This window comes from Variovorax sp. J22G73 (genome assembly GCF_030317035.1).
Classification (GTDB): Bacteria; Pseudomonadota; Gammaproteobacteria; order Burkholderiales; family Burkholderiaceae_C; genus Variovorax.
In genome coordinates this window covers 40,499-57,239 of the sequence record NZ_JASZYK010000006.1, presented here as the reverse complement: position 1 = coordinate 57,239, position 16,741 = coordinate 40,499, and the positions used below count along the sequence as shown (strand labels likewise).

Here is a 16,741-nt window from a genome sequence, read left to right as displayed (position 1 = left end):
ACATGAGTTCGCCAGCGGCGGGATGTCAGTCCCCGATAACAACAGCAAGAACATATGGCAAGAATTTTTGACAACATCGAGCAGGACCTGCTCACCGCACTTCGCGGCACGATGGCGGTATCCCATCGAGCTGACTTTTGTGTCGGCTATTTGAACTTGCGGGGCTGGCAGGCCATTGAGGATTTGATCCGCCCCTGGAATCCATTAACTGGCCAGGTCTGCCGTGTGTTGGTCGGCATGCAACGTCCGCCACAGGATGAAATCCGCGATCTCTATCGTCAGAGTAGCGACGACACCCTCATCGACAACGCGACGGCCACTCGCCTCAAGATGCAGTTCGCCGCCCATTTGCGGGAACAAATCACTTTGGGGATTCCCACTGGCAAGGACGAGGCAGGGTTGCGCGCATTTGCGAAGCAACTTCGCTCAGGGCAAACGGTCGTCAAGCTTTTCCTGCCATATCCGCTGCACGCAAAGCTGTACCTGCTTTTCCGCGATGACATTAACAATCCGATCACCGGGTTTGTGGGAAGCAGCAATTTGACGCTGTCCGGCTTGTCTCGACACGGCGAACTCAACGTTGATGTTCTGGACCATCTGGGTACCGCGAAGTTGTCCAGCTGGTTCGATGCCCGCTGGGGTGACCGATGGGCATTGGACGTGTCGGCGGACTTAGCCCAGATCATTGAATCCAGTTGGGCCCGCGAAGAAGCCATTCCCCCATACCACATCTACCTCAACATCGCGTACCACCTGACCGCCACGAACAGATTGCCTTTGCGCGCCTGCTCTTTAAACAGGCTGATCGGAAAGAAGCCTAGCGCAAGGCGCTCACGGTTTGCGGCCTCTACAACCTCGTCGATGTACGGCGCAACTCCGAGAACGTCTCGAAAATCAGCGTCTGTGCCTCTTGCCTGCTCGCCATTCGTTCTCCTCCCCAGTCACTCCGGACCGATGAATCAACTTTAGCGGAGCATCTTCTGGTGAAGCGGCCAGGTGCCTGCTATTTCTGGTCATAACCCGCCAGCAGGACTCGCCCCCTCTGTCAGGCAATACCGCAGGCGCGGTTGGCATGGCTCTAATCCAGGAGTGGTCATCAGCATCTGGACCGTACGGTCAGCATAAGCTGGCCACTCGTACTGGAGCCATCGAAAGCTCCCCATCAAGCAGACAGTTGATTTCCAGAGTCTGCGGCCAGAATCGGTGCTTCGCCGGCACGAGTTGTCCACAGGCCCGTCTGCCCCCTGCACCCCCTGAAGATGTAAACAAGAAGCTCTAAATCCAAGAGAAGTTGACATCATTCGGACCGAATGACGAGGATGCAGCTGTTAAAAAAAAGCTTGTGTACAAAAAAGGTAGATATAACCGTTCTGAAGCCTGGCTTCCAGGTTCCGGACGCAAGGCCGGCCTCGAAAGAGGCCGGCTTTTTTCATGGCGGCGCCGCCTTCAGCCCTCGCCCGCGTGCCCCTGGTGCTGCGGCAAGTCATCGGTGATGGTGAACCACGGCGCCTTCGAGCCCACGAAGATGTGCGCCGTCGGGCGGACCGAAGGCGCATCGACCAGCGTGCCCAGCGTCACGTGCACGAACCGCCCCTCGCGCACCACCGAATAGAGCAGCGAGCCGCACCGGCCGCAGTGCATGTCGCCCGCGTCGGGCGCGCCGTAGACCATCAGCGCGTCCGCGCCCCGGGTGATCGACAGCTTGCCCCGCTCGATGCCCGCGAAGGGCTTGAACGCCGAGCCGGTGGCGCGGCGGCAGTTCCCGCAGTGGCAGCTCAGCGCGTACGCGAACTCGTCCGCCACCGCGTACTGGATGGCGCCGCAGAGGCACTTTCCCGCGAGCATGCGGCTGAGCGCGTGGTTCCGGTGTGGGTACCGGTCAGCCCGCCAGCCCCACGAACACGTTCTGCACGTCGTCGTTCGCATCGATGGCGGCCAGGAAGGTCTCGACCTCTTCCAGGTCTTCCGCGCTCAGGCTGGCCGGATCGACCGGGTTCTTCGGCTTGTAGCCCAGCTTGGCCGACAGCACGGTGAAGCCCTGCGCCGGCAGCGCGCGGCTCACGAGGTCGAGGTCGGTCGGGTCGGTCAGGAAGACGGCGGGGTGGCCTTCGCCGGCCGGTTCGAAGTCTTGCGCGCCGGCTTCGATGGCGGCCACCTCGGGGTCGGCGTCGGGCCTGGCGGGTTCGGCCTCGATCATGCCGACGTGGTCGAAGTCCCACGACACCGATCCCGAGGTGCCCAGCTGGCCCTTGCGGAACAGCACGCGCATTTCGGGCGCGGTGCGGTTCACGTTGTCGGTCAGGCACTCGACCATCACCGGCACGCGGTGCGGCGCGAAGCCTTCGTAGATCACGTGCTCGAAGTGCACGGCCTCGCCGGTGAGGCCGGCGCCTTTCTTGATGGCACGGTCCAGCGTGTCCTTGGGCATCGAGACCTTGCGGGCCTGTTCCACCACGAGGCGAAGCCGCGAATTGCCGGCCGGATCGGCGCCGTTGCGCGCGGCCATCATGATTTCCTTGGCGAGCTTGCCGAACAGCCGGCCCTTGGCATTGGCCGCCAGATCCTTGTGTTTAGCTTTCCATTGGGCGCCCATGTCTGTGTCCTTGAATGTGTGGTTGCGGCCTGGCCTGGCAGTTGTCTGGCGCGTGTGGAGCGCGTGGCAGAAAGAAGGGCTGTATGACCGGATCGGGGCGACTACTGTAGCTGGAGCGCGCACGGGTGGAAACCTTGGCGTGCGCCTGCCACTTTCTGCCCCATCTGCCCCCATCCACCCCGCCTGCTACGCTGCCCAGCCTTCTGAAACCTGTTGTTGCACGAACGGAGTTCTGTCATGACGGCCACGCCTCACCCCCTCTACCCCACGCCCTTCGAAAGCGGCAACGGCAACCAGACCGCCACCTGGGCCGAGTGCATCGCCTTCTACGAGCAGCTGGCCCAGCGATTCCCCGGCGTGCTGCAGTGGCGCCGCATCGGCGTGTCGGACACCGGCGTTCCGATGCACGCCGGCGTGGTCACGGCCGACGGCGTGTTCGAGCGCGAGGCGCTGCAGCGCCAGCGCCGCCCCGTGTTCTTCAACAACAACGGCATCCACCCCGGCGAGCCCGAGGGCATCGACGCCTGCATGGCGCTGGTGCGCGACTTCTGCACGCAGCCCGAGCGGCTGGCGGCGCTGGGCGACACGGTGTTCCTGTTCATTCCGGTCTACAACGTCGACGGTTGCCTGAACCGCCAGAACACCTCGCGCGTGAACCAGCTGGGGCCGGAGTCGTTCGGCTTTCGCGGCAACGGCCTGCACCTGGACCTGAACCGCGACTTCATCAAATGCGACAGCCTGGCCGCGCAGGTGTTCAACCGTTTCTTCACCACGTGGGACCCCGACGTGATGGTCGACACCCACACCTCGAACGGCGCCGACTACGCCTGCACCATGACGCTGATTCCGACCCAGCCCGACAAGCTGGGCGGCACGCTGGGCGACTTCCTGCGCGAGCGCATGCTGCCCGCGATCTACGGCGACATGGACCGGCGCGGCTGGCCGACCTGCCCCTACGTCAACCTGCTGGGCGAGACGCCCGACGAGGGCATCGAAGACTTCCTGGACCTGCCGCGCTTTTCCACCGGCTACGCCGCGCTGCACCACACCATCGGCTTCATGCCCGAGACCCACATGCTCAAGCCCTACGCCGACCGCGTGGCCGCGATGCGCACGCTGGTGGAGGTGGTGCTGGGGTTCACCGTGGCGCACGCGGCACGCATCCAGGGGCTGCGCCGCGATGCGCGAGCGGCCGCAGCGCGGCAGGCGCGCTGGCCGCTCGCATGGCGCAACGACCACAGCCGGCCCGCCACGCTGCGCTTCAAGGGCTACGAGGCGGTGCGCATGCCCAGCCAGCTCGGCAGCTACCAGCGCCTGGCCTACGACCGCAACCAGCCGTGGGAGAAAGACATCGTGCACTTCGACCGCTGCGTGGAAGAAGCGGCCGTCGCCGCGCCCAGGGCCTACCTGGTGCCGCAGGCCTGGCGCGAGGTGATCGAGCGGCTCGAATGGAACGGCGTGCTGCTGCGGCGCCTGGAGGCAGACGAACTGTTCGATGCGGCGCGCGTGTACCGCGTGCAGGAGGCCGTGCCGCGCCCGAACGCCTACGAAGGCCACATGTTCCACGACCGCGTGGTGCTCGCCACGCACACCGAGGCCTTCCAGGCGCGCGCGGGCGACGTGTGGGTGCCGCTGGACCAGCCCGCCGCGCGCTACGCCGTCGAAACGCTGGAGCCCGAGGCGCACGACAGCTTCTTTCGCTGGGGCTTCTTCAACAGCGTGCTGGAGAAGAAGGAGGCCTTCTCCGCCTACGTGTTCGAGGACACCGCGCTGCGGATGCTGCAGGACGAGCCCGCGTTGAAGCACGCGTTCAAACAGTGGAAGGTGGCGCACCCCGAGCTGCTGTCCGATCCGCAGGCGGTGCTGGGCTTTCTCTTCGCGCACGGCCAGCGCCATGCGGAGCGCGGGTGGCGGCGCTACCCGGTGGTCGCGCTGATGTAGGCCGCGGCGCTCATGTAGGCCGCGGCGCTCATGCGGGCCGGAACCCCGGCAGCGCATGCATGCGCGCGCGCAGCGCCTCCACGAACGCGGTGACGCGCGCCGGCCGGTACAGCCCCGGCGGCAGCGCCACGTACACGCCGATGGGTTCCAGCCACCAGTTGGGCAGCACGCGCTTCAGGCGGCCGGCCTGCATGTCGTCGTGGCACATCCAGGGCGCGGCCGCGCCGATGCCCGCGCCGTTCAACACCGCGCGGTAGCTCGCGAGCAGGCTGTCGGTGCGCATGGGCGTGTCCAGCGCCACCATGCGCGAGCGCCCGCCGCGGTCGATGAGCCGCACGCTGCCCGTCACGTACGGCACCAGGCCCACGCAAGGCAGCTGCGGCAGCCGGGCCATCGTGACGGGGCCGATGCGCTTGAGCAGCTCGGGCGTGGCGATCAGCACGCGCTCCATGCGGCCCAGCGGCCGGCTCACCAGGCCCGGGTCGCGCACCTCGCCCACGCACACCCAGCATTCGGCGCCGGAGGCCGCGAGGTCGACCACGCGGTCGGTCAGCGTGAGCTCCACGCGCACCTGCGGATGCGCCGCGCGCAGGTCGGTCACCGCGTCGGTCAAAAAGCCCGTGCCGTAGCCCGACGGGCCGATCACGCGCAGCGTGCCCTCGGGTCGGCTCTGGCCGCCCAGCAGCCGCTGCGACAGGCCCGACCAGCGGTCGGTGAGGTCGTGCGCCTCGGCCAGCAGCGAGCGGCCCTCGTCGGTGAGCGAGAAGTTGGCCGTGTTGCGAATGGCCAGCTTGCAGCCCAGCAGGCGCTCCAGCTCCAGCAGGCGGCGGCTCACCGTGGGCTGCGTGGTGCCCAGCAGGCGTGCCGCCTTGCTGAGCGAGCCGCTCTCGCCGATCTTGATGAAGGTGTCCAGCAGGTCGAGTCGGTCGTGGGTGTTCTTCATGCGCCAGACGTATAGCACTTCATCGCTTGATACGTCTACCCATGGCGGCGTGCTCTGCCTATCGTCGGGCCGTTCAAGACAAGCGAATGGAAATCCACCGATGAGCGCCACGATCGAAGACACCGCCCGCACCGTGGGCGACACGCCCAAGGGCGGCTCCGTGCTCGGCTTCTATGCCGCCAAGGGCACGCCCCGGCCGCCGCGCATCGCGCGCGGCGAAGGCATCTACCTGTGGGACACCGGCGGTCGCCGCTTTCTCGACGCCACGGCGGGCGCGGTGGTCGCGAACATCGGCCACGGCAACCCGCGCGTGCTGGCCGCCATGCAGGCGCAGGCGGCGCAGGTGACCTTCGCGTACCCGCGCTTCTTCGAGAGCGAGCACAGCATCGAACTGGCCGACCGTGTGTGCAAGCTGGCGGGCGAAGGCTTCGACCGCGCCTTCTTCGTCTCGGGCGGCTCGGAGGCCAACGAGTCGGCCTTGAAGCTGGCGCGGCAGTACGCGGTGGTCACGGGCCAGCCGCGCCGCGCCAAGGTCATTTCTCGCAACCCGAGCTACCACGGCTCCACGCTGGGCGCGCTGGCCGTCACGGGCGATGCGCACACGCACTCCCTGTACGGCCCGATGGTGCGCGAGATGCCGAAGGTGGCCGCGCCGCTGTCGTACCGCGTGCCCGAGGGCCACACGGTGGAGTCGCATGCCATGGCCTGCGCCGACGAGCTCGAGGCCGCCATCGTGCGCGAAGGGCCCGACACCGTGCTCGCCTTCATCCTGGAGCCCATCGGCGGGCTGTCGACCGGCGCGGTGGTGTCGGGCGCGGCGTACTTCGAGCGCGTGCGGCAGATCTGCGACCGCCACGGCGTGCTGCTGATCTACGACGAGATCATGAGCGGCGCCGGGCGCACCGGCGCCTTTCTGGCGGCGCACCACTGGGCCGGCGCGCGGCCCGACCTGGTCACGCTGGCCAAGGGGCTGGCCGCGGGCTACACGCCGTTGGGCGCCATGCTGGCACCCAACCGCATCGTCGACGCCGTCGCGCAGAGCGGCGGCTTCGTGCACGGCCACACCTACTTCACCAACCCGCTGTCGTGCGCGGTGGCCAACGCGGTGGTGGGCGAGGTGATCGGGCAAGACCTGGTGCGCCGCGCGCGCGACAGCGGCGAGCTGCTGATGGCCCGCCTGCGCGAGGTGGCCGCGCGCTCGCCCATCGTGGGCGACGTGCGCGGCAAGGGGCTCTTCACCGCCATCGAGATCGTGGCCGACAAGGCCACCCGGCGCCAGCTGCCGGCCAGCTTCAACGCGCCGGCGCGGCTCACCGAGCACGGGCTGAAGCACGGCATCGCGCTGTACAACCGGCGCGCCAACCTGGGCGCCTTCGGCGACTTCCAGATGATCACGCCGCCGCTGACCATCTCGCCCGCGGAAATCGACGAGCTGGCCGACCTGCTGGAACGCTCGCTGCGCGGCCTGGCCGACGAGATCGCGACCAGCGGCCTGGCTGTCTCGGCGTGATGCAGGACGCCTGCATGCCCAAGCCCATGCCACCCTTGCCGCCCCACCGCAGCCTGCACGTGCCCGGCGTGCACGGCTACACCGACCGCAAGAGCGTGGCCGCCGGCGAGGTGGTGCGCTTTCACCTGAGCAGCGACGTGCCCTGCACGCTGTCGGTGTGCCAGCTCGGGCCCGATGTCGAAGGCCGCACGGCCGACACCGTGCTGCACACCTTCGCGCCTTCGCCGGCGCGCGCGCATCCGATCCACCCTGGCTCCTACGTGCAGGTGGCGCGCGGGCTCGACCAGCCGCTGCGCGCGCTCACGCTCGAATGCTGGGTGCAGGTGTGGAGCACGGGCACGCGGCAGAGCGTGCTCGGGCAGTTCGACCTGCCGGCTGCCTGCGGCTACGGGCTCTTCATCGATGAAGACGCCCGCGCGGTGTTCTACCTGGGCGACGGCGGTGCGTTCCGCGCCCGGGGCCAGCTCGCGGGCGGCGCTTTGCGCCCCAAGCGCTGGCACCACCTGGTGGCGACCTGGGACGGGCAGGAGACGGTGCTGTGGGTCGACGGCGAGGTGGTGGCGCGCGGCCGATGGAGCGGCAGTGCGCAGCCCGGCCGCGGGAGCAGCCCTCTGCAACCGGGCAGCGCACCGCTGCGCCTGGGCAGCAGCGGCATCGACGGCCTGGCGGACGCCTTCCTCGAAGGCGACATCGTCATGCCCGCCATCTACTCGCATGCCCTGCAGCCCGACGAGGTGCGCGCGCGTTTCGCCGACCGCGGCCTGCATACGCCGCGCGGGCGCACGGTGCTGGCCTGCTGGCCGCTGCGCGAGGAGCGCGGCGACACGGTGGCCGACGCCAGCGGGCACCAGCGCACCGGGCGCATCGTCAACCACGGCACCTGGATGATCGTGGGCCCGGCCTTCGAGCCGCAGCGCGTGAACGAGTTTTCGGACGACGGCTACGACCCGCTGGCCGACCCCACGCGCGGCCACGGCCTGCGCCTGGCAAGCGACGACCTGTACGACTGCCGCTGGCCCGAGAGCCACGCCTTTCGCATTCCGGAGACTGCGAAGTCGGGCGTGTACGTGGGGCGCGTGCACTTCCTGCTCGACGGCGCACCGGCCGTGTACGACATCACTTTCATCGTGCGCCGCGCCGCGCACCGGGCGCCCGCGCCGGTGCTGGTGCTGTGCGCCACCAACAGCTGGCTGGCCTATGCGAGCACGCCCTTCGCGAAGAACGTGGCGAGCGACCCGGTGTGGCCGCGGCGCTCGGTCGGGCTGGAAAACAGCCACCCCGACGCACCCGCCTACAGCAGCTACACCTACCACCGCGGCGGGCAGCCGACCTACCAGGTCGGCCTGCGCATGCCGTGGCCCAACGCCAGCCCCAACGCGCTGTACGACCCGGCCGACGCGGGCTTCAGCCAGTGGACGCGGCTGGAGCGCCGCCTGCACGTGTGGCTGGACCAGGCGGGCTACGACTACGACGTGGTGAGCGACCTGGACCTGCACCGCGACCCGGGCCTGCTGAAGGCCTACAAGACCGTGGTCATCAACGGGCACAGCGAGTACTGGTCGCTGCCGGCCTGCGACGGGCTCGACGACTACCTCTCGGGCGGCGGCACGGCCGTGGTGCTGTCGGGCAACACCATGTACCTGCGCGTGAGCTACGACGAAGACGGCACGGTGATGGAGCAGCGCAAGGTGCTCGGCCCGAACGACGCAGACTGCGAGCATGGCGAGCATGGCGAGCATGGCGAGGAGGCCGCCCAGGCCGCCCAGACCTCCCAGGTGCGCCCGCCCGCCGGCCCCTTCGGCGAGCAGTACCACGCGCAGGACTGGGCGCGCGGCGGCCAGTTCCGCCAGGCCGGGCGCTCGTGCGCCGAGCTCATCGGGCTGGAGTCGGCGGGCTGGGCCTTTGCCGAGGGCAGCGACTTCGGCGTGTACCACGCGACGCAGCCGCGCCACTTCCTGTTCACGCAGCCGCACCCGCTGGGCCTGGCCGAAGGCGCAACCTTCGGCCATGCGCCGGGCGGCGGCCTGCCGCGTGCCATCGGCCACGAGTGGGACCTGAGCGTGGCCACGCTGCGCCGCATGACGCACACGCTGCCCGCGGGGCAGCAGTTGCCCGAGCCGCAGCGCGGCATCGAGGTCATCGCGCAGGGGCGACGGCTGCAGCCGGGCCGGCTCGATGCGTACCTGGACTACTTCTCGAACCTGACCGACTCGCTGGACGGGCTCTCGGCCGAGATGATCTATTGGGAGCGCCCGCAGGGCGGCCGCGTGTTCAACGCCGGTGCCGTCGGTGCGAGCTGGGTGCTCGGTGTCGATCCCTTGTTCGAAGGGGTGCTGCGCAACGTGCTGCACCACTTCGGCGTTCGCCCCGCCACGGGGGCGGACCGCCCGGTTCAACCATCCCTGGAGCACGCAGCATCATGAGCACACTCGCCCCACGCACCGCCGGCCTGCCGGAGCAGGCCGATTCGGCACAACCTGCCCAACCCGTCGAGCCTGCCGTTGCGCGGCAAAGCACGCTGCGCGTCATTACCGCCATTTCCATCGGCAACGCGCTGGAGTGGTTCGAGATCGTGATCTACGGCTTCCTGGCCGTGACCATCTCCAAGCTGTTCTTTCCCGCGGAGAACGAGAGCGTGTCGCTGCTCATCACGCTGGGCACCTTCGGCGTGACCTTCGTGATGCGCCCGGTCGGCTCGCTGGTGCTCGGCGCCTACGCCGACGCGCGCGGACGCAAGAACGCGCTGACGCTGTCGATGGCGATCATGCTGTGCGGCACGCTGCTGATCGCGGTGTCGCCGACCTTCGCGCAGATCGGGCTGTGGGCGCCGGGGCTGGTCATCCTCGCGCGGCTGCTGCAGGGCTTTGCCGCGGGCGGCGAGTTCGGCAGCGCCACCGCGCTGCTGGCCGAGCAGGACCCGCGCCGGCGCGGCTTCTTCGCCAGCTGGCAGTTCGCGAGCCAGGGCATCACCACCTTCCTGGCGGCGGGTTTCGGCATGGGGCTGAACACGCTGCTCACGCCCGAGCAACTGCTGGCGTGGGGCTGGCGCATTCCGTTCTTCTTCGGCCTGCTGATCGGGCCAGCCGGCCTGTACATCCGCCGCCACCTCGACGAGGGGCTCGAGTTCAAGCGCGCGGCGCAACAGGTGCAGCAAGCCACGCCGGTGCGCACCACGCTGGTCGAGCAGCGCGGGCGCACGCTGGCGGCCATGGGGCTCATCATCCTGGCCACGGTGGTGGCCTACACGGGGCTGTTCATGCCCACCTTCGCGGTGCGCCAGCTGGGCCTGCCGGCGTCGATGGCCTTCGCGGGCACCTTCTGGTTCGGCGTGCTGCAGTTTGCGCTGGTGCCGGTGTTCGGCGGCCTGTCGGACCGGGTGGGGCGCGTGGTCATCATGCGCAACGCGGCGCTGGTGATGGGCGTGATGATCGTGCCGCTGTTCTACCTGCTGGTGAACCATCCGTCGGTGCCGGCGCTGATGCTCGCGCTCACCGCGATGGGCGTGGTGGCCTCGGCGTACTGGGGGCCGATCTCGGCGGCAATGTCGGAGCTGTTCCCCGCGGCCACGCGCGGCACCGGGCTGTCGGTGAGCTACAGCTTCGGCGTGGCGATCTTCGGCGGCTTCGCGCCCTTCATCAGCGCCTGGCTCATCGCGGCCACGGGCAGCAAGATCGCGCCGTCGTTCTACGTGGCCTTCGGCGTGGTGGTGAGCCTGGTGGCGCTGCGGGCGGCGCGGCGCTACGGAGTGAAATGAGGTTCACCGGCCGGTGGCGGTGAACAGCAGTTTTTTCCAAGTCGGGCCGGCGCATCGTAGGTAGGCTGCGTTCATTCCCACTCCTTCGGAACGAACGACCATGCGGCCCAGCGACGCGCAACGCCAGACAGACACCTTCCATCAACTGCACACGGGCCCTGAGCCGCTTGTGCTCGTGAACGCATGGGACGCCGTCAGCGCCCGCGTCGTCGAGCGCGCCGGGGCGACGGCCATCGGCACCACCAGCGCGGGCATGGCCTGGTCGCTGGGCTATGCGGACGGCGAGCGCATGCCGGCGAGCGAGCTGCTCGCGGCCTGCGCGCGCATCTGCCGCGTGAGCGCCGTGCCGGTGAGCGTCGACATCGAGAGCGGCTTCGGCGACGGCACGCAGGCGGTGGTCGACGTGGCGGGCGCGCTGATCGACATGGGCGTGGCCGGCATCAACATCGAGGACGGCACGCGGCCCGGCACCCGTGAGCTGGCACCGTCCGACGTGCTGTGCGAGCGCATCGCCGCCATCCGCGAGCTGGACGCGCGCTTCTTCATCAACGCGCGCACCGACGCCTACTTCGTGCCCTGGGACGATCCCGCGGCCTGCTTCGAAGAGGCGAAGCGCCGCGCGCGGCTGTACGAAGCGGCGGGCGCGAGCGGCATCTTCGTGCCCGGCATGGCCGGGCTGGACGAAATCGCCAGGCTCGCGAGCGCGGTGCGCCTGCCGGTGAACGTGTACGCGGGCTATGCCGGCGCGCCGCCGGCCGGCGACCTGGCGCGCGCCGGGGCCCGGCGCATCAGCCTGGGCTGCGGGCCGCTGCAGTCGGCGCTGGGGCTGGTGCAGCGCATCGCCACGGAGGCCTTCGCGCAGGGGCGCTTCGCCGCGATGGGCGAGGGCATGCTGTCGGTCGGGGAGATCAACGGGCTGTTTCCCGCCGCGCGCTGAGCACCCCGTCCGCAGGGCGGCTTCGGGTACAGTGGGCGCCCCTTGCAGCAGCCCACCCCGCCCGAAACCCGTTCCCCGCACAGCATCCGCCTCGACGCGGTGACGCTGGTGCGCGGCAGCCAGCACGTGTTCGAGGGGCTCACGCTGAGCCTGCACGAGGCGCGCATCGGCCTGGTCGGCGACAACGGCGCGGGCAAGAGCAGCCTGTTTCGGCTGATCAGCGGGCTGGAGCAGCCGCAGCAGGGCCGGGTCACGGTGCACGGCTTCGACACGCAGACCGACCGCAAGCAGCTGTCAAAGCACGTCGGCCTGATGTTCCAGAACCCCGACGACCAGATCATCTTTCCCACCGTGGCCGAGGAACTGGCCTTCAGCCTCACGGCGCGCGGTGAAACCCGGCAGGCCGCGCGGCAGCAGGCGCGCGAGTTTCTTGCGCGGCGCGGGCTCGAAGCCTGGGCCGGGCGCGCCGTGGGCGAGCTGAGCCAGGGGCAGCGCCAGCAGGTGTGCCTGCTGGCCTTGCAGATCAGCGAGCCGGCCACGCTGCTGCTGGACGAGCCCTTCGCCAGCCTCGACCTGCTGAGCCAGGCGCGGCTCGCGGCGCAACTGGAGGCCACCGACCACCAGATCGTGCTGTCCACGCACCTGCTGGACCACGTGGTCGACTTCGAGCGCGTGCTGTGGCTCGAGCAGGGCAAGGTGCGCGCCGACGGCCCCGGCCGCGAGGTGTGCGAGGCCTATGCCGCGAACGTGCGCGAGCGCGCCGCTCTGGAGCGGGCCCGCCATGCGTAGCCTCTATTCGGACCAGCCGACGTGGATGCACGCAATGGCCGCGTGGGTCAAGCTCGCGGTGCTGTCGGTGTGCGGCACGCTGCTGGTGCTGGTGGAGCGGCCCGTGGTGCTGGCCGTGGCCTGCGCGGTGGTGCTGGCGATCTTCGCGTCGCTCGGGCCGCCTGCGTGGCGCCGCGCGCGCATGCTGCTGGGCGTGGCCATCGCGGGCGCGATGATCGTCGGCTTCCACTGGGCCATGGGCACCACGTCGTTCGGCGTGGTGAGCGCGCTGCGCCTGGCCAGCGCCGCCACGCTCGCGCTGATGCTCACGCTCACCACCCGCTTCGAGGACCTGCTGGCGGTGCTGGAGGCGGTGCTGCACCCGCTGCGGCGCCTGGGCGTGCCGACCGAGCGCATCGCGCTGGGCCTGGGCCTGATGCTGCGCTTCGCCGAAAATTTCTACGTGCAGTGGCAGCGCCTGGACGACGCCTACCGCGCGCGCACCGGCCACGGCGGCGGCCTGCGGTTGCTGGCGCCGCTGACCATCCGCACGCTGCAGACGGCCGAGCGCGTGGCCGACGCGCTGGCCGCGCGGCTGGGCCGCTGACCTTTCATTTCTTCACCGATCCACCGATCGCGATTGCATTGCCATGACCACCACCGGCTCCCTCACTTCGTCCCGCTCCCTGTCGTACATCGCGCTGTTCGCGGCGCTGATGGCGGTGTTCGGCCTGATTCCGAAGATCGACCTGCCGTTCGGCGTGCCGATCACGCTGCAATCGCTGGGCGTGATGCTGGCGGGCTGCCTGCTGGGGCCGCGCCGCGGCTTCCTGGCCATCGGGCTGTTCCTGCTGGCGGTGGCGCTGGGGCTACCGCTGCTGTCGGGAGGGCGCGGCGGCCTGGCGGTGTTCGTGGGGCCGACCTCGGGCTTCTTGTTCGGCTGGCTGTTCGGGGCCTTCGCTTGCGGCTTGGCGATGCGGCTGCTGATGCGCGTGGCGGTGCGCCGTGGCACGGGTGCCGCAAGTGCAACGGGGGCTTCGAGCGCTTCCGGTGCTTCCGGTGTCGGGGGCCTGCCGCTGCTGGCCGCGGCCTTCGTGTCGTCGGTGCTGGGCGGCATCGGGGTGGTCTACGCCATCGGCATCGTCGGGCTGTCGTGGGTGGCCCACATGTCGCTGGCGCAGGCCACGCTGGCCATGCTGGTGTTCATTCCGGGCGACCTGATCAAGTGCGGCATCTGCGCGATGCTCGTGCAGACGGTGGCGCGCGGCATGCCGGGCTGGCGGCTGGACCGCGACTGAGCTTCCGAGCTACCCGGCGCGGCGCCGGAAGACGGTCGCCGACAGATAGTCCTTGCGCGGGCCGTGCACCGTGTGGCGGATGGTGAAGCTGCCGTCCGGCAGGAAGCGGTAGGCGCTGTCGTAGGTGTCGGGCGTGCACAGGTGCGTGGCCGAGCCGGCGAGCGCGTCGCCCTCGGGCACGACCGCGATGGCATGGAACAGCCGCCGCGGCGTTTCCGCGAAGTGCACCACGAAGCCACCCGGGGCGCGCTCGAACAGGTAGTCGCGGTGCCCGTCGAACTCCTTGCCGTCGGCCAGGCGGATGCGGCCTTCTTCCCGGTACTTCAGCAGGCCGGCCTCCAGCGGGGTGAACACGGCGGTGCCGGACATGGTGGCCTGGCCTTCGATGGTTCGCTCCAGCGCCCAGGCGCCGGGCAGGCGATCGAACACGGTTTCGGGGGTGCCCCACGGGGCGGAAGAAGACAAAGGAGGCAAAGGGGGCAAAAAGGAGGGGGCCGGCGCGCGCATCCAACGACTCTACGACAAGGCCGCAACCCGCCTTCGGGCTGCGTGATTGTTTCCAGAGTGTGAACACCGCGGTTCTGGTTCATAAGGGTTTTTACTTAGATCCAGGCGCACAATTCATTCACAGACCGGCCCCCAAGCCGATCTGGGTGAACAGGGCCCCGAGCGAGGTGGCCGCCCCCCGGAGGGACGGTGACCCACCCAAGACCGGTTCGAAATCATCCAAGCAAGAACAAACGAATTGAAGGAAATCCAAATGACCGCCTCGAAGCTCCTCTCCGCCATCTCCATCGCCCTGCTGGCCGCTGCCGGTGCAGCCCACGCCGAAACCTACGAAGGCGTGCACCAGCTGACCTCGGCCGCCAGCCGCGCCGACGTCGCCAGCCAGGCCGTGGTTGCAGCGCACAGCGCCAACCCCTACGCCACCGGCGCCAACTCGGGCCCGGCCCCGGTGATCGTGTCGACGGCCAACCGCGCCATCGTCCGCTCTGAAGCCGTTGCCGCCGCCCACAGCGCCGACCCGTACGCCGAAGGCGCCAACTCCGGCGTCGCACCGCTGGTGGCCAGCTCGGTGGACCGCGCCGCGGTGCGTGCCGCAGCCCGCGCTGCCGCCCATGGCGACGCCCTGCCGCTGTAAACATAGTGCCGTAAGCATCGGCGTTCTTCTCGGTCTGCCCGCCTCTGCGGGCATCGACCCGGACCTGGAAAAAGCCGGGCCCTGCGTGTGCAGGGCCCGGCTTTTTTCTGCGCGGGCCGTATCGCTCATGAAGGGCTCAGACCGCCTGGCTACGATGGCCAGGATGCAATCCCTCGACCTGAACCCCCACCAGACCGCCCTCATTTCCATCGACCTGCAGCGCAGCAATGTCGGGCGCCAGCTCGGCCCGCATACTGCCGCCGACGTGGTGCAGCGAAGCAAGCGCATCGCCGACGCGCTGCGCGCCGTCGGCGGCACCGTGGTGTGGGTGCGGGTGGACGTAGCCGCGCTGCTGAGCCTGCCGGCCGACGCCTCCATCAGCCGCCCGGCCGGCTCGCCGGTGCCACCGCCCGAGTTCTCCGAGCTGGTGCCCGAGTTGCAGGTGCAGCCGGCCGATGTGCGGATCACCAAGCGCCAGTGGGGCGCCTTCTACGGCACCGACCTCGACCAGCAGCTGCGCCGCCGCGGCATCAAGACCCTGGTGATGAGCGGCATCGCGACCAACTTCGGCGTGGAGTCGACCGCGCGCGCCGCCTTCGACCGGGGCTACGAACTGGTGTTCGCCGAGGACGCGATGAGTTCGCTGGCGGCCGAGCCGCACGACTTCGCGAACAGGGAGGTGTTCCCGCGCATGGGCCGCGTGCGCAGCACCGACACGCTGCTCGCGGCCATCGCTTCGGCCGCGCAGCGCTGAGTCAGCGCGCGGGCAGCAGCCGCAGCGCCGCGACCATGAAGGGCGCGGCAGGGGCAGCGGCGGCCTCGTGCAGCGCGAGCCACCATTGCGCGGTCGTTGCCGAGTGGGCGTCGGCAGCCTCGAGGGGCGCGCACAGCTCGCAGGCGTAGCGCAACCTGCCGTCGCGCTCGTCTTCTCGACAGGCGATGGCCTCGTCGCGGCATTCGTCCACCAGTGTCCAACCGCCGTCGGCCTCGCCGCGAACGGATCGGCGCATCAGGCGGACCGTGATGCGCTCGGGCGGCACCGTGCGTTCATCGTCCTTCGCCGCGATGGCCACCGTCGCGCGCAGGCGCAGCGCGAGCGGCTCGCCCACGCGAAAGCCCTCGCCGCGTTCCAGCGCCATGTTGTCCAGCGCCACGCAAATGCGCCTGCGCTCGCGCACCCGTTCCACGACCATCCGCACGGCCGACACCGCGAAGACGCCGAACAGCGGTGGCCCGACCAGCAGCCACAGCCAGTTCCAGCCGCCACGCAGCGCCCAGGTCATCGCCTGGAAGCCGAAGGCCGCGAAGTACAGCAGCACCGCGAGCGCGACCAGCCACGCCACCCAGTCGGAAGCCGGCTTCGCCGTGCGCTCCGAGGCCTGCGGCGCGTCGGAACGCCACTCGGTGGGCAGTTGCTCCTGCAATGGCGGCAGGCCGACCGCGCGCGGGTCGGGCCAGGGCTGCCAGAAGCCGGGCGGTGCGATGTCGGCGTTGGCGTCGGTGTTGGCGTCGGCATCAGCGTGGGCCAGCCCGATCCACTGCACGTCGGTCCACGCGGGCATGCAGGCGGTGGCGGTTTCCTCGCCTTCCACGCGCAACGCGGGCGCCGGCGTGCCGGGCGGGGGTGCGTCGTCGAATTCACGCGGGTACACGCCGGGGGCGCGGTGCATGCGCTGCGTGTGCAGGTCGACGATCACGGTGTCGGCGCCGACCAGCGCCGCCTGGTAGCGGCCGTCGGACGAAGCAAAGCCGTAGCCCGGCGATGCGCCCTGCAAGTGGGCGATCAGGTCGATGGAGGGGTGGCGTTGCTGCATGAAGAGCCGCCGAGCATAGCCACTGCCCTTCGCGGCACCACG

Annotated in this window: 16 protein-coding genes; 11 read left to right on the top strand and 5 right to left on the bottom strand. The window is 69.6% G+C overall.

Going from position 1 to position 16,741, the window contains the following annotated elements:
* Positions 1-54: 54 nt before the first annotated feature.
* Positions 55-969 carry a phospholipase D-like domain-containing protein gene (locus QTI51_RS21815; RefSeq protein ID WP_286516261.1) on the top strand — a complete coding sequence of 305 codons (915 nt, stop codon included), beginning with the start codon at positions 55-57 and terminating at the stop codon, positions 967-969.
* 477 nt (positions 970-1,446) lie between these two features.
* Here QTI51_RS21815 and QTI51_RS21810 read toward each other — a convergent pair whose 3' ends face one another.
* Together QTI51_RS21810 and QTI51_RS21805 are read right to left on the bottom strand one after the other, a co-directional pair.
* Entirely contained in the window at positions 1,447-1,845 is a 399-nt protein-coding gene (locus QTI51_RS21810) for a GFA family protein (protein WP_116912500.1), read from the bottom strand.
* Between the two features lie 34 nt (positions 1,846-1,879).
* The gene (locus QTI51_RS21805) at positions 1,880-2,593 is read right to left on the bottom strand and encodes a YebC/PmpR family DNA-binding transcriptional regulator (RefSeq protein ID WP_116912499.1); all 714 of its coding nucleotides are present in this window, start codon (positions 2,591-2,593) and stop codon (positions 1,880-1,882) included.
* Positions 2,594-2,830: 237 nt separating this feature from the next.
* On the opposite strand from QTI51_RS21805, the gene QTI51_RS21800 reads away from it, so the two are divergent.
* Complete coding sequence (locus QTI51_RS21800) at positions 2,831-4,534, top strand: M14 family zinc carboxypeptidase (protein ID WP_116912498.1); 1,704 nt, start codon at positions 2,831-2,833, stop codon at positions 4,532-4,534.
* Positions 4,535-4,562: 28 nt separating this feature from the next.
* On the opposite strand, the gene QTI51_RS21795 is transcribed toward QTI51_RS21800, so the two are convergent.
* Positions 4,563-5,477, bottom strand: a complete 915-nt coding sequence (locus QTI51_RS21795) for a LysR family transcriptional regulator (RefSeq protein WP_116912497.1) — start codon at positions 5,475-5,477, stop codon at positions 4,563-4,565.
* Between the two features lie 100 nt (positions 5,478-5,577).
* On the opposite strand from QTI51_RS21795, the gene QTI51_RS21790 reads away from it, so the two are divergent.
* From QTI51_RS21790 to QTI51_RS21760, 7 genes are all read left to right on the top strand, one after another.
* Positions 5,578-6,987 (top strand): aminotransferase family protein, encoded by a 1,410-nt coding sequence (locus QTI51_RS21790; protein ID WP_116912496.1) that lies wholly within the window; start codon positions 5,578-5,580, stop codon positions 6,985-6,987.
* A 14-nt stretch (positions 6,988-7,001) separates the two neighbouring features.
* The gene (locus QTI51_RS21785) at positions 7,002-9,410 is read left to right on the top strand and encodes a LamG domain-containing protein (RefSeq protein ID WP_116912537.1); all 2,409 of its coding nucleotides are present in this window, start codon (positions 7,002-7,004) and stop codon (positions 9,408-9,410) included.
* Positions 9,407-10,741 (top strand): MFS transporter, encoded by a 1,335-nt coding sequence (locus QTI51_RS21780; RefSeq protein WP_116912495.1) that lies wholly within the window; start codon positions 9,407-9,409, stop codon positions 10,739-10,741. Before QTI51_RS21785 ends, QTI51_RS21780 begins: the two co-directional genes overlap by 4 nt.
* Positions 10,742-10,841: 100 nt before the next feature.
* Complete coding sequence (locus tag QTI51_RS21775) at positions 10,842-11,678, top strand: isocitrate lyase/PEP mutase family protein (RefSeq protein ID WP_116912494.1); 837 nt, start codon at positions 10,842-10,844, stop codon at positions 11,676-11,678.
* Between the two features lie 42 nt (positions 11,679-11,720).
* Positions 11,721-12,467 carry an energy-coupling factor ABC transporter ATP-binding protein gene (locus QTI51_RS21770; protein ID WP_116912493.1) on the top strand — a complete coding sequence of 249 codons (747 nt, stop codon included), beginning with the start codon at positions 11,721-11,723 and terminating at the stop codon, positions 12,465-12,467.
* The gene (locus tag QTI51_RS21765; protein WP_116912492.1) at positions 12,460-13,053 is read left to right on the top strand and encodes a CbiQ family ECF transporter T component; all 594 of its coding nucleotides are present in this window, start codon (positions 12,460-12,462) and stop codon (positions 13,051-13,053) included. Before QTI51_RS21770 ends, QTI51_RS21765 begins: the two co-directional genes overlap by 8 nt.
* A 43-nt stretch (positions 13,054-13,096) precedes the next feature.
* Positions 13,097-13,744, top strand: a complete 648-nt coding sequence (locus tag QTI51_RS21760) for a biotin transporter BioY (RefSeq protein WP_116912491.1) — start codon at positions 13,097-13,099, stop codon at positions 13,742-13,744.
* Between the two features lie 9 nt (positions 13,745-13,753).
* On the opposite strand, the gene QTI51_RS21755 is transcribed toward QTI51_RS21760, so the two are convergent.
* Positions 13,754-14,209, bottom strand: coding sequence for a DUF6314 family protein (locus tag QTI51_RS21755; protein ID WP_286516263.1), 456 nt, complete (start codon positions 14,207-14,209; stop codon positions 13,754-13,756).
* A gap of 295 nt (positions 14,210-14,504) precedes the next feature.
* On the opposite strand from QTI51_RS21755, the gene QTI51_RS21750 reads away from it, so the two are divergent.
* Both QTI51_RS21750 and QTI51_RS21745 read left to right on the top strand, forming a co-directional pair.
* The gene (locus QTI51_RS21750) at positions 14,505-14,885 is read left to right on the top strand and encodes a helicase SNF2 (protein WP_116912489.1); all 381 of its coding nucleotides are present in this window, start codon (positions 14,505-14,507) and stop codon (positions 14,883-14,885) included.
* A gap of 163 nt (positions 14,886-15,048) precedes the next feature.
* The gene (locus QTI51_RS21745) at positions 15,049-15,639 is read left to right on the top strand and encodes an isochorismatase family protein (protein WP_116912536.1); all 591 of its coding nucleotides are present in this window, start codon (positions 15,049-15,051) and stop codon (positions 15,637-15,639) included.
* Between the two features lies 1 nt (position 15,640).
* Here QTI51_RS21745 and QTI51_RS21740 read toward each other — a convergent pair whose 3' ends face one another.
* Positions 15,641-16,699: a hypothetical protein gene (locus QTI51_RS21740; RefSeq protein WP_286516265.1), complete on the bottom strand. Its 1,059-nt coding sequence runs from the start codon at positions 16,697-16,699 to the stop codon at positions 15,641-15,643.
* Positions 16,700-16,741 lie beyond the last annotated feature (42 nt).

What these genes read in the sequence shown, in the direction of transcription:
- QTI51_RS21765 (WP_116912492.1), top strand. Translation starts at nt 12,460, where the DNA reads ATGCGTAGCCTCTATTCGGACCAGCCGACGTGGATGCACGCAATGGCC.
- QTI51_RS21760 (WP_116912491.1), top strand. Translation starts at nt 13,097, where the DNA reads ATGACCACCACCGGCTCCCTCACTTCGTCCCGCTCCCTGTCGTACATC.
- QTI51_RS21810 (WP_116912500.1), bottom strand. Translation starts at nt 1,845, where the DNA reads ATGCTCGCGGGAAAGTGCCTCTGCGGCGCCATCCAGTACGCGGTGGCG.
- QTI51_RS21790 (WP_116912496.1), top strand. Translation starts at nt 5,578, where the DNA reads ATGAGCGCCACGATCGAAGACACCGCCCGCACCGTGGGCGACACGCCC.
- QTI51_RS21815 (WP_286516261.1), top strand. Translation starts at nt 55, where the DNA reads ATGGCAAGAATTTTTGACAACATCGAGCAGGACCTGCTCACCGCACTT.
- QTI51_RS21745 (WP_116912536.1), top strand. Translation starts at nt 15,049, where the DNA reads ATGCAATCCCTCGACCTGAACCCCCACCAGACCGCCCTCATTTCCATC.
- QTI51_RS21775 (WP_116912494.1), top strand. Translation starts at nt 10,842, where the DNA reads ATGCGGCCCAGCGACGCGCAACGCCAGACAGACACCTTCCATCAACTG.
- QTI51_RS21795 (WP_116912497.1), bottom strand. Translation starts at nt 5,477, where the DNA reads ATGAAGAACACCCACGACCGACTCGACCTGCTGGACACCTTCATCAAG.
- QTI51_RS21800 (WP_116912498.1), top strand. Translation starts at nt 2,831, where the DNA reads ATGACGGCCACGCCTCACCCCCTCTACCCCACGCCCTTCGAAAGCGGC.
- QTI51_RS21785 (WP_116912537.1), top strand. Translation starts at nt 7,002, where the DNA reads ATGCCCAAGCCCATGCCACCCTTGCCGCCCCACCGCAGCCTGCACGTG.
- QTI51_RS21805 (WP_116912499.1), bottom strand. Translation starts at nt 2,593, where the DNA reads ATGGGCGCCCAATGGAAAGCTAAACACAAGGATCTGGCGGCCAATGCC.
- QTI51_RS21740 (WP_286516265.1), bottom strand. Translation starts at nt 16,699, where the DNA reads ATGCAGCAACGCCACCCCTCCATCGACCTGATCGCCCACTTGCAGGGC.
- QTI51_RS21780 (WP_116912495.1), top strand. Translation starts at nt 9,407, where the DNA reads ATGAGCACACTCGCCCCACGCACCGCCGGCCTGCCGGAGCAGGCCGAT.
- QTI51_RS21750 (WP_116912489.1), top strand. Translation starts at nt 14,505, where the DNA reads ATGACCGCCTCGAAGCTCCTCTCCGCCATCTCCATCGCCCTGCTGGCC.